Below are 14,724 nucleotides of genomic sequence, written 5' to 3' on the forward strand. Positions count from 1 at the left end.
AACCTCAACGTGGCGTTCCTGGTCGCGTTGGCGTTCGCGGTGGCCGCCTCCGGCAACCTGCCGGCGATCCTCTACAGCCTGTTCTGGAAGCGGTTCAACACCTCGGGCGCGGTGTGGTCGATCTACGCACCGGACCGGGTGCTGCGGGGGGTACGCCGCTGTTCCGCGCCGCCCTCGCGGATGGTCCGGCCGCGCGGGGTGTACGCCCGCGCGTCGGAGATCCCGCCGACGCCCGGCTCACGCGGCTCGGCCCCACGCGACGAGCCGCGCCGGGAGCCCGTGGGGTCCCGGCGCGGTTCGTCCGATCTCGGCGGCACCGATCAGCCTCCGTTGCCCTGCTGGCCGACGCCGGTGGGCGCACCCTCGGCGGGGTGCGGCACGCCGATCGTCCGCCCGTCCGGCAGCCGGATGTAGGCCGGGTCCGCCGACTCGACCAGGCCCAGCTTGCGGGCGTTGGCGGTGAGGTTGCCCGGCGCCTTCTGCTCGGCGATCTCCTTCTTCAGCTCCTGCTCGTCCACGTCGAGCTTGGCCTGCTGCTGCTGGAGCTTCTCCAGCCGGAAGGCGTTCTCGTTGATCTTGGTGTTGACTGCCAGGATGCCGAGCACCCCGCCGACCACGAGCACCAGGATCAGCCCGACGAAGGGCGCCCGCGGCACCCGGATCGGCGGCGGCGGGGCGACCCGCAGCCGCGGCGCCGCCGGCGGGGCGACCCGGGGGCGCTCGGCCGGCCGCAGCGCGGCGCTGCCCTCGGTCGGGTACTCGCGCGCCCCCCGGGCGCGGGTCCCCTCCCGCCGGTCGGCCGCGGTCGTCGCGGTGTCTCGCATGGTGCGCGCCGTGGTCCGGCCCCCCGACCGCGGTGCGCGCTGCCCGACGGCCCCCCGGCCGTCGCGCTTCTCGACGTTCATGTCCCCTCCCCCTCCTCGTCCGTCCCGTTCCCCGGTTGGTGCATCGCCTTCACCCGGCGGCGGTACCGTTCGCGGTCGGTACGCCCCTGCCGGGTCGCCTCCGGATCGAGCCGTTCCGCGGCCCGCAGCCGCACCGAGGCGGCCCGCGAGTTCGCGGCCACCTCGGCCTCCCCGGGCAGCTCCGCACCCCGGCTCAGCAGCCGGAACGTCGGACCCGACCCGGGCAGTTCGACCGGAAGGTCGACCGGGCCCTTGCTGCGGACCCGGTCGGCGAGCGCCTGCTTGGTGAGCCGGTCCTCCAGCGAGTGGTAGGACAGGACCACCAGGCGGCCGCCCACGGTGAGCTTGTCCAGAGCGGCCGGCAGCGCCGTCTCCAGCGCCGCCAGTTCTCTGTTTACCTCGATCCGTAAAGCCTGAAACGTTCTCTTTGCCGGGTGTCCGCCGGTTCGTCGGGCCGGCGCCGGGATCGCGTCCCGCACCAGCTCGGCCAACCGGGCCGACGACGTGATCCGGGACCGCTCCCGCTCCCGGATGATCGCCGAGGCGACCTTCCCGGCGAACTTCTCCTCGCCGTACACCCGCAGCAGCCGGGCCAGATCCGGGTGGGAGTAGGTGTTGACCACCTCCTCGGCGGTCACTCCCCGGGTCTGGTCCATCCGCATGTCCAGCGGCGCGTCCTGCGCGTACGCGAACCCGCGGTCGGGCGCGTCGAGTTGCAGGGACGAGACGCCGAGATCGAACAGCGCGCTGTCGATCGCCGGGTAGCCGAGCCGGTCGAGCACCTCGGGCAGCTCGTCGTAGACGGCGTGCTCCAGGTGGATCCGGTCGGCGAACCGGGCCAGGCGGACCCGCGCGTGGGCGAGCGCCTCGGTGTCCCGGTCCAGGCCGATCAGGACCGTGTCCGGGTGTGCCGTGAGCACCGCCTCGGCGTGCCCGGCCAGGCCGAGCGTGGCGTCGACGTGGACGGTCCGGCCGGGGCGGTCCAGCGCGGGGGCCAGCAGCTCGAGACACCGCTCGAGCAGCACCGGCACGTGCGTGCCGCGAAGCTCCCCCATGTCGACCCCCACCGTTCGAAAACCGTCTGTGTGCACGTGTCCGTCGTCGCCACGACGCCTCGCCATACCGCCAGATCCCCATCCGCTCCCGCCCGCCGGAGGCCGCGGCCCTCCGTCTCGGATCGTGCGCCTGGCACCGGGGAAGGGGTGCCAGGAACTCGAAAGCGGCTGGAGATCTCGCAGTACGTCGGGCGCCGTCACGCCCTACAGACCGCCGGGCAGCACCCCCTCCTCGATGTCGGCGAAGTCGTCTTCGCTCTCCGCGAGGTAGGCCTCCCAGGCCGCCCTGTCCCAGATCTCCACCCGGGTGCTCGCCCCGATCACGACCAGCTCCCGGTCGAGGGCCGCGTACGACCGCAGGTGCCCGGGAATCGTGACCCGCCCCTGCTTGTCCGGCACCTCGTCGTGCGCGCTGGCGAAGAAGACCCGGCTGTAGGCCCGGGCCGCCTTGCTGGTCATCGGCTGCGCGCGCAACTGGTCGGCGATCCGCTGGAACTCGGGCATCGGGAAGACGTAGAGGCAGCGCTCCTGCCCTTTGGTGATCACGACACCCCCCGCCAGCTCGTCCCGGAACTTGGCCGGCAGGATCAACCGGCCTTTGTCGTCCAGGCGCGGGGTGTGGGTGCCGAGGAACATCGGCCCAACCCCCTCGCCCTGAGCGGCGTTCGCGGCGCCGCTGACCCCCCGGGCCGGTGTGGCCCTCCCGGCCTCACCATCGCGCCCCACTCTACTCCACTTCCCTCCACCTGCAACCAGAATCGCCTGGTCGGCGCGGCGTTTCCGCGCGCAAAACCGCACGTCAACGCGGGTGGGGCCGAGTGGAGGGGGTGGCCACCCCCGGCGGGGGTCCGTTACCCGACATCGGACCGTCCCCGTCCGGCCGAGCGCGCTCCGGCCGTCCGCCGGGCCGTCCCCGGCCGAACGGTTCGCCGTCGGCGGCGATCTGGCGGGAAGCATGGTCCGGTAACCTCGCTCGGGTGACGGACGCGAAGATGCCCTTGCGGGCAAAGGTGGCCAGCTCCGTGTCGCGCACCGCCGCGGCGCTGTCGCGGGCCGCGGGCCGTGGCGACGGCTCGGTGATCGGCGGCTGGATCGGCCTCAAGATCGACCCTGACCTGCTCGCCCACCTCTCGGCCGGGCGGGCCATCGCCCTGGTGTCCGGCACCAACGGCAAGACCACCACCACCCGGCTCACCACCGCCGCGGTCGGCGTGCTCGGTCGGGTCGCCTCCAACGCCTTCGGCGCCAACATGCCGACCGGGCACACGTCGGCGCTGGCCAAGGCCGGCAGCACGCCGTACGCGGTGCTGGAGGTGGACGAGCACTACCTGGCCCAGGTGCTGGAGGCGACCGAGCCGCACGTGGTGGCGCTGCTCAACCTCTCCCGCGACCAGCTCGACCGCGCCAAGGAGGTCGCCATGATGGCGCAGCTCTGGCGCGCCGCCCTGGTCCGGCACCCCGACGTGCGGGTGGTGGCCAACGCCGACGACCCGATGGTGGTCTGGGCCGCCACCCCGCCGGCCGACCCGGCCCAGGGTCACGTGCCGCCGCACGTCACCTGGTTCAGCGCCGGCCAGCGCTGGCACGACGACTCGTGGGTCTGCCCCGAGTGCGGCTCCACCATCCAGCGCTCCGGCGGGCAGTGGTGGTGCACCGGTTGCCCGCTGCGCCGCCCCGAGCCGCAGTGGACGGTGGAGGACGACGGCGTGCTCGACCCCACCGGCGCCTGGCACAAGATCCAGCTCCAGCTCCCCGGCAAGGTCAACCTCGGCAACGCGGCCACCGCGCTGGCGGTCGCCGCCGAGTTCGGCGTCCGCCCGGTGGACGCGGTCTCCCGGCTCGGCTCGGTCACCTCGGTGGCCGGCCGCTACGCCCAGGTCGACCGGGACGGGCGCAACATCCGGCTGCTGCTGGCCAAGAACCCGGCGAGCTGGCTGGAGGCGTTCGACATGGCCGACGTCGCGCCGACCCTGCTCTCCATCAACGCGCGCGACCCCGACGGGCTGGACACGTCGTGGCTGTTCGACGTCGACTTCGCCCCGCTGGCCGGCCGGCAGGTGCTGATCACCGGCGACCGGGCGTACGACCTCGCGGTGCGCCTCGACGTCAACGGCGTGCCGTTCCGGCACGTGCGCACGTTCGACGAGGCGGTCCGCGCGGTGCCGCCGGGCCGGCTGGAGGTCATCGCCAACTACACCGCCTTCCAGGACATCCGAGCGGAGCTGGACCGTGTCAACTGAGAGCCTGCGCATCGTCTGGGTCTATCCCGACCTGCTGTCCACCTACGGCGACCGGGGCAACGCGCTGATCCTGGCCCGCCGGGCCCAGCTGCGCGGCATGCCGGTCGAGGTGCTGGAGGTCCGCTCCGACCAGCGGCTGCCCGCCACCGCCGACATCTACCTGATCGGCGGCGGGGAGGACGGCCCGCAGGCGTTGGGCGCCCAGCGCCTGCTCGCCGACGGCGGCCTGCACCGGGCGGTGGCCCAGGGCTCGGTGGTGTTCGGCGTCTGCGCCGGCTACCAACTGCTCGGCACCTCGTTCTTCGCCAAGGGCACCCGCTGCCAGGGGCTGGAGCTGCTCGACCTCTCCTCCGACCGGGGTCCGACCCGGGCGGTCGGCGAGCTGGCCGGCGAGGTCGACCCGCGGCTGGGCATCCCGCACCTGACCGGCTTCGAGAACCACGGTGGCCGCACCCACCTCGGTCCGGGCGTGTCGCCGCTGGCCCGGGTGACCACCGGGGTCGGCAACGACGGCGCCACCGAGGGCGCGTGGCGGGGCAAGCTGCTCGGCACCTATTCGCACGGCCCGGCGCTGGCCCGCAACCCGGACCTGGCCGACCTGCTGCTGCGCTGGGCGACCGGCATCCACCAGCTCCCCCCGCTCGACGACACCTGGGCCGACCGGCTCCGGTCCGAGCGCCGCGCCGCGGTGGCCGCCGCCGCCCGGGCATGACCGGGGCCGCCCGGCCGGGGCGGCGACCGGCGGTCCGCCGCCTCGTCGGGCTGCTGGGGCAGCCGTCGGCGCGCCGGTTCGGGCTGCTGCTCCTGCTGCTCGCCGGGTTCGGCGTCACACTGCTGCTGGTGCCCCGGCCGGACGCGGCCGACCTGCCCCGGCTCGCCGATTCGCTCGGCGGGTACGCCCCGGTCGCGGCCGTGGTCGGCGGTGCGCTGCTGCTGGTCGCGCTGGTGCCCCGGACGTTCGTCACGTTGGCCTCGGGCGCGATCTTCGGGCCGGTGCAGGGCGCCGCGTACGCGCTCGGCGCGGCGCTGCTCGCGGCGGCGCTCGGCTTCGCGGTCGGCCGGCTGCTGGGCCGGGACTTCGTGGCCGAGCGGGTCCGCGGCCGGCTGGCCCGGCTGGACGGCTGGTTCGCCCGGCAGAGCGTGTTCGGGGTGATCACCGTCCGGCTGCTGCCGATTGCCGGCTTCGGGCTGGTCAGCTACGGCTACGGCACCACCGCGGCCCGGGTGCTGCCGTTCCTGGCCGGCAGCGTGATCGCCTCCGCCCCGACCGCCGTCGGCTACGCCGCGATCGGCGCGGCGGTGACCAGCCCCGGTTCGATCAACTGGTACGCCGCCGCGCCGGCCAGCCTCGGTTTGATCGCCAGCGTGCTGATCATTCATCGCTGGTGGCGGGCCGAGCGACAACGCCGACTCGGTCCGAGCTGACGTGGCCGACACCGGGGAGACGCTGCCCGGCGGGTTCATCGCCGAGGTGGTCCGGGTCGGGGACACGGTCCGCCGGACCAGGCCCGCCAACGCCGACTTCGTCGCCGCGCTGCTGGGTCACCTGGCGTCGACCGCGCCCGGGATCGCGCCCGCGTACCTCGGGGTGGACGAACAGGGCCGGCAGGTGCTCTCCCACATCGACGGGGTGGTCCCGTGGCGCGACCGGGAGGAGCCGGCCTTCTTCGCCGACGCGGCGCTGACCGGGCTGGCCGGGCTGATCCGGGCGCTGCACGACGCCTGCGCCGGCACCGGGCTGGCCGGCGGCGCGGAGACGGTCTGCCACCGGGACCTGTCCCCGAAGAACACGGTGTACCGGGGCGGACCGGCCGGTCCGGTGCCGGTGGCGCTGCTGGACTGGGACCTCGCCGGTCCGGGTCGGCGCATCGACGACGTGGCGTTCGCCGGCTGGCACTGGGGCACGCTCGGCGGCGACGCCGACCCGGCCGAGCTGGGCCGTCGCTGCCGGCTGCTCTGCGACGCCTACGAGGGCCCGGCCGGCGGGCTGCTCCCCCGCGCCGGGCTGGTCGGCGTGATGCTCGGCCAGATCGAGGCCACCTGGCGCGGGATCGACGCCGGCGCCGACCGGGACGAGCCCGGCATGCGCCGGTTGCGCGCCGCCGGCGCGGTCGAGACGGTACGCGGCTGGCACGCCTGGCTGCGCCGGCACCGTAGGGCGGTCTCCGCGGCGCTCGGCACCACCTGACCGCCGCCTGCCCCCGCGGCCCGGGTCTCGTGGCGACACGCCCCCGGTGCGGCCTCCGCCCGGGAGTGCCTACGAACTTGATGGCGTAGGTGGCTCAGCCACGCGGGCTCCCGGCGTGTCCTGCCGGCGAGTCATCCACGCCATCAAGCTCGTAGGCCCCACGGAGTCACCTCTCCGGTCCCCCGGCGAGGGACCAGCGACGACCCCGACCTCGGGTCAGGCGACGACCGAGACCATCCGGCCCTTCACCACGATCACCTTGCGCGGCTCCTTGCCGGCCAGCACGCCGGCGACCGCCTCCAGCGCGGTCGCGCGGACCACGTCCTCGGGCGCGTCGGCCGGCACCTCGACCCGGCCGCGGACCTTGCCGTTGACCTGCACCGGGTAGGTCACCGACTCGGCCACCAGCAGGGCCGGGTCGGCCACCGGGAAGTCCGCGTACGTCAGCGAGGTGTCGTGGCCCAGCCGGCGCCACAGCTCCTCGGCGATGTGCGGGGCGAACGGGGCGACCATCAGCACCAGCGGCTCGGCCACCTCGCGCGGCGTCTCCGCCAGCCTCGTCAGGCCGTTGGTCAGCTCGATCAGCTTGGCGATCGCGGTGTTGAACCGGATCGCGTCCATGTCGACGCGGACCCCGTCGATCACCTTGTGCAGCAGCCGCCGGGTCGCCTCGTCGGCGGGCGCGTCGGTGACCCGCGACGCGCCGGTCCCCTCGTCGACCACCGTGCGCCAGACCCGCTGCAGGAACCGGTACGAGCCGACCACCGCCCGGGTCTCCCACGGACGGGACACCTCCAGCGGGCCCATCGACATCTCGTACACCCGGAACGTGTCGGCGCCGTACGCCGCGCACATGTCGTCCGGGGTGACCACGTTCCGCAGCGACTTGCCCATCTTGCCGTACTCGCGCCGGACCTCCGTCTCGCCGTGGAACCACCGGCCGTCGACCTCGACGACCTCCTCGGCCGGCACGTACGCGCCGCGCGGGTCGGTGAACGCGTACGCCTGGATGTAGCCCTGGTTGAACAGCCGGCGGTACGGCTCGAACGAGGAGACGTGCCCCAGGTCGAACAGCACCTTGTGCCAGAAACGGGAGTACAGCAGGTGCAGCACGGCGTGCTCGGCGCCGCCGACGTACAGGTCGGTTCCCCCGCAGTCGCCGGGCCGCTGCGGGCCCATCCAGTACGCCTCGTTCTCCGGCTCGGCGAAGCGGTCGGCGGCGGTCGGGTCCACGTAGCGCAGCTCGTACCAGCAGGAGCCCGCCCACTGCGGCATCACGTTGGTCTCCCGGGTGTACCGCTTCGGCCCGTCACCCAGGTCCAGCTCCACCTCGACCCAGTCGCGCCGCCGCGACAGCGGGGTCTCCGGGTTGCTGGCGGCGTCCTCCGGGTCGAACGTCTTCGGCGAGAAGTCGTCCACCTCGGGCAGCTCGACCGGCAGCATCGACTCCGGCAGCGCGATCGGCGCGCCGGTCTCGTCGTACACGATCGGGAACGGCTCGCCCCAGTAGCGCTGCCGGGAGAACAGCCAGTCCCGCAGCCGCCAGGTGGTCGCGCCGACGCCGCGCCCCTCGGCCTCCAGCCAGCCGATGGCCCGGGCCTTCGCGTCGGCCAGCCCCAGGCCGTTCAGGTCCAGGCCGGCCGCGGGCGCGGCGCTGTTGATCCGCGGCCCGTCCCCGGTGTACGCCCCGCCGGTGAACCCCTCCGGCGGCTGCACGGTACGCACCACGGGCAGCTCGAAGACCTCGGCGAACGCGTGGTCCCGCTCGTCCTCGGCGGGCACCGCCATGATCGCGCCGGTGCCGTAGCCGGCCAGCACGTAGTCGGCGATGAAGATCGGCACCGGCGCGCCGGTGACCGGGTGGTCGGCGTAGGCGCCGGTGAAGACGCCCGTCTTCTCCCGGTTGTCAGCCTGCCGCTCCATGTCCGTCTTGGCGGCGGCGGCCTTGCGGTACGCCTCGACCGCCTCGCGCGGGCCCGCGTGCCCGCCGGTCCAGGCGTCCCGGGTCCCCGCCGGCCAGGCCGCCGGCACCAGCGCGTCGACCAGCTCGTGCTCAGGCGCCAGCACCAGGTAGGTGGCGCCGAAGATGGTGTCCGGCCGGGTCGTGAACACCCGCACCGCGGCGGCGTCGGTCGGGAAGTCGATGTGCGCGCCGGTGGACCGGCCGATCCAGTTGCGCTGCATCAGCTTGATCGGCTCGGGCCAGTCCAGCGTGTCCAGGTCGTCCAGCAGCCGGTCGCCGTACGCGGTGATCCGCATCATCCACTGCTTCAGGTTGCGCTTGAAGACCGGGAAGTTGCCCCGCTCGGAGCGACCGTCGGCGGTGACCTCCTCGTTGGCCAGCACGGTGCCCAGCCCGGGGCACCAGTTCACCGGCGCCTCCGAGACGTACGCCAGCCGGTGGTCGTCGACGACGCGGCGGCGCTCGGCCACGGTCAGCTCAGCCCAGGGGCGGCCGTCCGGGGTGGGCCGGGCGCCGCCGGAGAACTCGGCGATCAGCTCGGCCACCGGGCGGGCCCGGCGCGCGTCCGCGTCGTACCAGGAGTTGTAGACCTGCAGGAAGATCCACTGCGTCCAGCGGTAGAACTCGGTGTCGATGGTGGTGACCGAGCGCCGCTCGTCGTGGCCCAGCCCCAGCCGGCGCAGCTGCGCCTTGTACCGCTCGATGTTGGCCAGCGTGGTGGTCCGCGGGTGGGTGCCGGTCTGCACCGCGTACTGCTCGGCCGGCAGGCCGAACGCGTCGAAGCCCATCGCGTGCAGCACGTTGTGGCCGGCCATCCGCTGGTAGCGGGCGTAGCAGTCGGTGCCGATGTAGCCCAGCGGGTGGCCGACGTGCAGGCCCGCGCCCGACGGGTACGGGAACATGTCCAGCACGTACAGCTTCTCGGCGCCGGCTCGAGGGTGCCCCGGGTCGGCCAGCGGGCCGGTCGGATTCGGGGCGTGGAAGGTGCCCTCCCGTTCCCAGGTGTCCTGCCAGCGGTGTTCGATCTCCTCGGCCAGGGCGGCGGTGTATCGGAACGGGGGAATGTCGGTGGCCGGTGCGGCTGCCTCACTCATGGCGTCTCCTCGGCGCGGTCTCATCGGATGGTGGAGGTCTGCTGCGGGCACAAAAAAGCCCCTCGCGCAGGAGGGGCGGCCGTGCTGTCGCGCGTTCAGCGCATCAGCACGGCTCGGTAAGAAGCAGGAAGACTCCGGCCATGGGTCGCAGTCTACCCCGGTCCCTCGTCCGGCGAATATTCCGGGCGTAACCGACCGACCACCTGCGGGAGTCGGCGTTCCCGGCAAACATGGTTAGCCTGAGAGGCCAGTGAGATGCGTGCGGCAGACGAGGCTCGGCGTCGCGAACCCAACGGCGGGTCCAGGTGCTCTATACAGAGCTGCCGTTCCGGCGACGAGGAGGAGGCCCGTGACACAACAGACCTGGGACGAGGTGGGCGGTCTGCTGCCGCACGACGAGTTCCGTGCCGCCAGTGAGGCCGTCGTGGCCAACATCGAGCAGGTCATCGAGGGCAAGACGGCCACCGTCCGGCTCGCCCTGGCGGTGCTGCTCGCCGAGGGCCACCTGCTCATCGAGGACGTTCCCGGCGTCGGCAAGACCAAGCTGGCCAAGGCGTTGGCCCGCTCCATCGACTGCTCGGTCCGCCGGATCCAGTTCACCCCCGATCTCCTGCCCAGCGACGTCACCGGCGTCAGCGTCTACAACCAGGAGACCCACGACTTCGAGTTCCGCCCCGGCGCGGTCTTCGCCAACCTGGTGGTCGGCGACGAGATCAACCGGGCGTCGCCGAAGACCCAGTCGGCCCTGCTGGAGTGCATGGAGGAGCGGCAGGTCACGGTCGACGGGGTGACCTACCAGCTCCAGACGCCGTTCATGGTGATCGCGACGCAGAACCCGATCGAGATGGAGGGCACCTACCCGCTGCCCGAGGCGCAGCGGGACCGGTTCACCGCCCGCATCGCGATGGGGTACCCGGACCCGAACGCCGAGCTGGCCATGCTGGACGGACACGGCGCCACCGACCCGCTGTCCGGCCTGCGCCCGGTCTCCGACGCGGCCACCGTGCGGCGGCTGATCGGCCACGTCCGCCAGGTGCACGTCGCCGACGCCGTCAAGCAGTACGCGATCGCCCTGGTGACCGCCACCCGAGAGGCGCCCGACCTGCGACTCGGCGCGTCCCCGCGGGCCACGCTGCAACTGCTGCGCACCGCCCGCGCGGTGGCCGCGCTGGAGGGCCGCGACTACGTCCTGCCGGACGACCTCCAGGCCCTCGCGGTGCCGGTGCTGGCACACCGGATCATCCCGACCGCTGACGCGCAACTGGCCCGGCGCACCACCGACGCGATCGTCGCCGAGCTGGTGCACCGCCTGCCGTTGCCGCACGACCGGCAGCGTTCCCCGTACGACACCCGGCCCGGCGGTAACACCGGCAACGGCAACGGCCGGGGGCCGTACGAGCCGCGGAGGCCGTGACGTGCGCGACGGGCTGCGCGGGCTGACCACCCGCGGGCGATCCTTCCTCGCGGCCGCGGTCGCCGCCGCGCTCTCCGCCGCCATCCTCGGTGAGAAGGACCTGCTCCGGGTGGCCGTCCTGCTCGCCGTCCTGCCGCTGCTGGCCGCCGCGTACGTCGGCCGCAGCCGCTACAAGCTGGCCTGCAACCGCACGCTCGATCCGCACCGGGCGCCGGTGGGCGCCAGCTCCCGGGTGGTGCTGCGGTTGCAGAACCTGTCCCGGCTGCCCACCGGCACGCTGCTGCTGGAGGATCGGCTCCCCTACGCGCTGGGCAGCCGGCCCCGGGTGGTGCTGGAACGGCTCGGCGCGCACCAGGCCAGCTCCGTGGCGTACACGGTCCGGGCCGACGTGCGGGGCCGCTACGACGTGGGCCCGCTGGTGATCCGGCTGACCGACCCGTTCGGGCTGTGCGAGCTGACCCGCTCGTTCCCCAGCACCGACCACCTCACGGTGATCCCCCAGGTCACCCCGCTGCCCGCGGTACGGCTGCCCGGCGAGTACGCCGGCAGCGGCGACAGCCGGGCCCGCTCGGTGGCCGTGCACGGCGAGGACGACGCCGCCACCCGGGAGTACCGGATGGGCGACGACCTGCGCCGGGTGCACTGGAAGTCGACCGCGCGCACCGGCGAGTTGATGGTGCGCCGCGAGGAGCAGCCCTGGGAGAGCCGGGCGACGGTGGTGCTGGACACCCGCGCCGCCGGGCACCGCGGCGAGGGGCCGACGGCCAGCTTCGAGTGGGCCGTCTCGGCCGCCGCCAGCATCGCCGTGCACCTGCGCCAGGCCGGCTACAAGCTGCGCCTGGTCACCGGCAACGGCGCCGACGTGGGCGCCACCGAGGCCGGCGGCGAGGGGGTGCTCCTCGACCACCTCGCCGAGGTGCACCTCGACCGACGCGGCGAGATCACCACGCTGGTGCAGCAGGTCCGGCAGCGGGCCGACGGCGGCCTGATCATCGCGCTGCTCGGCACGCTCGGCGACGCCGAGGCGGAGCTGCTGGCCGGGCTGCGTGGCAACGGCGCCACCTGCGTGGCGTTCCTGCTCGACAGCAACACCTGGCTGAACCTGGCGCCGAAGGCACGGGCCGAGGCGGAGCGGGCCCACGACAGTGCCGCGCTCGCCCTGCTGCAGAGCGGCTGGCGGGTGATCGGGGTGGAGCACGGCAACCGACTGCCGGCGCTGTGGCCGCAGGCCGGGCGCGGCTCCCAGGGCTTCGCCCTGCGGGCGGCGCTGGCCGAGACCGTCGCCGGAGGCATGCGATGACCGGAAGGATGGTTCGGTGATCCCGCATCGCAACATCGGCTTCGTCGCCGCGGCGGCGACGCTGCTGGCGGCGGCCCCGCTGTCCGCGATCTTCGAGCGCTGGACGTGGCTGGTCCAGGCGGCCATCGTGGTCGCTGTGGTGGCCGGCGCGGCGACGCTGGCCCGGCTGGGGCGGGCCCCGCTCTGGGGCCAGCTGCTGGCCATGCTGGCCGGCCTGACGCTGGGCCTGACGTGGGTCTTCCCGGGCGAAACCGAGGCGTTCGCGTTCGTGCCGACCCCGGCCACGTTCGCCCACTTCGGCGACCTGCTCCAGACCTCGTTGCAGGACATGCGCGGCTACGGCGTCAAGGTGCCCGACGTCGACTCGCTGCTCTTCCTCGCCGTGCTCGGCATCGGCGCGGTGGCCGTGGTGGTGGACGTGCTCGCGGTCGGGCTGCGCCGGCCGGCGCTGGCCGGGCTGCCGATGCTGGCCATCTACTCGGTGCCGGTGGCGGTCTACGTGGACAGCGTCCCGGCCACCCCGTTCGTGGTGGGCGCCGCCGGTTACCTGTGGCTGCTGGTCACCGACAACGTCGACCGGGTGCGCCGGTTCGGTCGCCGGTTCACCGGCGAGGGCCGCGACGTCGACGTCTGGGAGGCGTCCCCGCTGGCCGCGGCCGGCCGTCGGCTGGCCGTGGTCGGGGTGGTGGTGGCGGTGGCGCTGCCGCTGGCCGTGCCCGGGATGACCGGCGGCCTGATGAACAACCTCGGCACCGGCCCCGGCGACGGCAACGGGCGGCCAGGCCAGGGCGGCAGCACGGGCCGGATCGACCTGTTCGCCGCGCTCAGCGGGCAGCTCAACCAGAGCGAACGGTTCGACCTCGTCAAGGTCACCACCAACGAGCCGAACCCGTTCTACCTGCGCCTCGGCGTGGTGGACGATCTGCGGCCGAGTGGATTCCAGGCGCGCGTGCCCAGCGGGCAGCCGGTCACCCGCGGCCTGCCCGACCCGGCCGAGCGCGCGCCCCGCGGGGTCGAGCAGCAGCGCTACCGCGCCACCGTCGAGGTGACGAAGAACCTGAACATGCCACTGATGCCGGTCTACGCCGAGCCGGTGAAGACCGATGACCTGGCCGGCAACTGGCGCTACGACCCGCAGCAGCAGATCGTCTTCTCCAGCCGGGACAACGCCCGCGGCAAGCGCTACTCCTTCGACTACGTGCGGTCGACGTTCAGCCCGGCGGCGCTGCGCGCCGCGCCGTCCCTGCCGTCGGACAGCGCGGTGCTGCGCCAGCAGACCGTCACCCCGTCGGTCCCGGCCGTCGACCGGCTGGTCGAACGACTGGTGAAGGGCCGGCAGACCGACTACGACAAGGTCCGGGCGGTCTACGACTACTTCTCGGTGGAGAACGGGTTCACCTACGCGCTCTCCACCCGCGCCGGCAGCAGCGGGGACGACATCACCGACTTCCTGGCCACCAAGGTCGGCTACTGCCAGCAGTACGCGGCAGCCATGGCCTGGCTGGTGCGGGCGGCCGGCGTACCGGCCCGGGTGGCGGTGGGGTTCACCAACGGCAGCAACGGCGGCGACGGCTCCTACGTGCTGACCAACCAGAACCTGCACGCCTGGACCGAGGTCTACTTCGGCGGGATCGGCTGGGTGCCGTTCGACGCCACCCCGGCGGCGAGCATCCCGGGTTCGGTGCGGTCGGCCTGGGCCCCGGACACCGACGCCCCGGAGGAGGTCACCCCCGCGCCGGGCAGCAGCGCCGCGCCCGACGCGACCGACCCGTCGGCCGGCCCGAACGAGCCGGACCGCCTGGACAAGGACGCCGACCAGGGCCTGGCGGTCGGCGACAACGGGCCGGCCCGGCAGGACCGGGTCTGGCCGTGGTGGCTGGCCGGGGCGCTCGCGCTGCTGGCGCTGCTGGCCGTGCCGGCCCTGCGCCGCTCCGCGCTGCGTCGTCGGCGGCGGGTCCGGGCGACCCTGCCGGCGGCCACCGCGGTGGCCGTGCCCGGGCAGCGGGGCCGCGGCCCCGAGATGGTGGTCGGGGTGGACGCCGAGGTGGCCCGCGCCGACGCGCACGCCGCCTGGGACGAACTGCTCGACACGCTTGTCGACTTCCATGTGCCGGTGGACGGCACGGAGACGCCGCGGGCCACTGCCGAGCGGTTGAGCCGGGAGGCCCTGGTCGAGGACGCCGGCGCGGTGACCGGGGTACGGCTGCTGGGTCGGGCCGAGGAGCGGGCCCGGTACGCTCGCGACCCGCTGACCGACGCCGAGTTGCAGCCGGCCCTGCGGACGGTCCGGGGGGCGCTCGCCGCCCGGGCGGACCGGCGGACCCGACTGCTGGCGGCGGTGCTGCCGCCGTCGGTGCTGGCGCGGTGGCAGAACGCCCTGGCCGAGCGATCGGCCCGCCTGGTCACCGTCACCGGGCAGGCCCGGCAGCGGATGCTGCGCTGGAACCCACGTCGCCTGCTGGCCAACCGCCCCGCCCGCTGACCCCCTCCCCTCCCCCTCGCCGATTCACGGAAAGAGTGGTTATCCGGGCCCGGATAACCACTCTTTCCGTGAATCAGGGGAAC

At 74.0% G+C, this 14,724-nt stretch carries 11 protein-coding genes and 2 pseudogenes; 8 read left to right on the forward strand and 5 right to left on the reverse strand.

Features of this window, described 5'->3' with window-relative positions:
- Positions 1-126: pseudogene (locus C8054_RS30430) on the forward strand (hypothetical protein); the annotation flags it as partial.
- Between the two features lie 5 nt (positions 127-131).
- Here the strand turns inward: C8054_RS30430 and C8054_RS30435 are convergent.
- The 4 genes and pseudogenes from C8054_RS30435 to mraZ form a co-directional block, all read right to left on the reverse strand.
- A pseudogene (locus C8054_RS30435) lies at positions 132-317 on the reverse strand (hypothetical protein); the annotation flags it as partial.
- A 3-nt stretch (positions 318-320) separates the two neighbouring features.
- Complete coding sequence (locus C8054_RS30440) at positions 321-905, reverse strand: hypothetical protein (protein ID WP_107162607.1); 585 nt, start codon at positions 903-905, stop codon at positions 321-323.
- The gene (gene rsmH / locus C8054_RS30445; RefSeq protein WP_107162627.1) at positions 902-1,960 is read right to left on the reverse strand and encodes a 16S rRNA (cytosine(1402)-N(4))-methyltransferase RsmH; all 1,059 of its coding nucleotides are present in this window, start codon (positions 1,958-1,960) and stop codon (positions 902-904) included. The genes C8054_RS30440 and rsmH overlap by 4 nt, the downstream gene beginning before the upstream one ends.
- 204 nt (positions 1,961-2,164) lie before the next feature.
- Positions 2,165-2,596, reverse strand: a complete 432-nt coding sequence (mraZ, locus tag C8054_RS30450) for a division/cell wall cluster transcriptional repressor MraZ (RefSeq protein WP_091060154.1) — start codon at positions 2,594-2,596, stop codon at positions 2,165-2,167.
- Between the two features lie 356 nt (positions 2,597-2,952).
- Here mraZ and C8054_RS30455 point away from each other — a divergent pair, with 356 nt between their 5' ends.
- From C8054_RS30455 to C8054_RS30470, 4 genes are read left to right on the forward strand one after another with little or no spacing between them, the layout of a single operon-like run.
- Entirely contained in the window at positions 2,953-4,200 is a 1,248-nt protein-coding gene (locus C8054_RS30455; protein ID WP_107162628.1) for a MurT ligase domain-containing protein, read from the forward strand.
- On the forward strand, positions 4,190-4,912 hold the full coding sequence (locus tag C8054_RS30460) for a type 1 glutamine amidotransferase (RefSeq protein ID WP_107162608.1): 723 nt from the start codon (positions 4,190-4,192) through the stop codon (positions 4,910-4,912). Before C8054_RS30455 ends, C8054_RS30460 begins: the two co-directional genes overlap by 11 nt.
- Complete coding sequence (locus tag C8054_RS30465; RefSeq protein WP_107162609.1) at positions 4,909-5,625, forward strand: TVP38/TMEM64 family protein; 717 nt, start codon at positions 4,909-4,911, stop codon at positions 5,623-5,625. The genes C8054_RS30460 and C8054_RS30465 overlap by 4 nt, the downstream gene beginning before the upstream one ends.
- Before the next feature lies 1 nt (position 5,626).
- Positions 5,627-6,388, forward strand: coding sequence for a phosphotransferase (locus C8054_RS30470; protein WP_107162610.1), 762 nt, complete (start codon positions 5,627-5,629; stop codon positions 6,386-6,388).
- A gap of 216 nt (positions 6,389-6,604) precedes the next feature.
- Here the strand turns inward: C8054_RS30470 and leuS are convergent, their stop codons facing one another.
- Positions 6,605-9,445, reverse strand: coding sequence for a leucine--tRNA ligase (gene leuS / locus C8054_RS30475; RefSeq protein WP_107162611.1), 2,841 nt, complete (start codon positions 9,443-9,445; stop codon positions 6,605-6,607).
- Between the two features lie 349 nt (positions 9,446-9,794).
- On the opposite strand from leuS, the gene C8054_RS30480 reads away from it, so the two are divergent.
- The 3 genes from C8054_RS30480 to C8054_RS30490 are packed head-to-tail and all read left to right on the forward strand — an operon-like array spanning position 9,795 to position 14,641.
- Positions 9,795-10,859, forward strand: coding sequence for a MoxR family ATPase (locus tag C8054_RS30480; protein WP_107162612.1), 1,065 nt, complete (start codon positions 9,795-9,797; stop codon positions 10,857-10,859).
- Position 10,860: 1 nt separating this feature from the next.
- Positions 10,861-12,159, forward strand: coding sequence for a DUF58 domain-containing protein (locus tag C8054_RS30485; RefSeq protein ID WP_107162613.1), 1,299 nt, complete (start codon positions 10,861-10,863; stop codon positions 12,157-12,159).
- Positions 12,160-12,175: 16 nt separating this feature from the next.
- Positions 12,176-14,641, forward strand: a complete 2,466-nt coding sequence (locus C8054_RS30490) for a DUF3488 and transglutaminase-like domain-containing protein (protein ID WP_107162614.1) — start codon at positions 12,176-12,178, stop codon at positions 14,639-14,641.
- Positions 14,642-14,724 lie beyond the last annotated feature (83 nt).

Source organism: Micromonospora sp. RP3T (assembly GCF_003027925.1).
Classification (GTDB): Bacteria; Actinomycetota; Actinomycetes; order Mycobacteriales; family Micromonosporaceae; genus Micromonospora.

Bases quoted from the DNA above. Each gene is read 5' to 3' on its own strand.
- C8054_RS30440 (WP_107162607.1), bottom strand. From the start codon at position 905: ATGAACGTCGAGAAGCGCGACGGCCGGGGGGCCGTCGGGCAGCGCGCA.
- rsmH (WP_107162627.1), bottom strand. From the start codon at position 1,960: ATGGGGGAGCTTCGCGGCACGCACGTGCCGGTGCTGCTCGAGCGGTGT.
- mraZ (WP_091060154.1), bottom strand. From the start codon at position 2,596: ATGTTCCTCGGCACCCACACCCCGCGCCTGGACGACAAAGGCCGGTTG.
- C8054_RS30455 (WP_107162628.1), top strand. From the start codon at position 2,953: ATGCCCTTGCGGGCAAAGGTGGCCAGCTCCGTGTCGCGCACCGCCGCG.
- C8054_RS30465 (WP_107162609.1), top strand. From the start codon at position 4,909: ATGACCGGGGCCGCCCGGCCGGGGCGGCGACCGGCGGTCCGCCGCCTC.
- leuS (WP_107162611.1), bottom strand. From the start codon at position 9,445: ATGAGTGAGGCAGCCGCACCGGCCACCGACATTCCCCCGTTCCGATAC.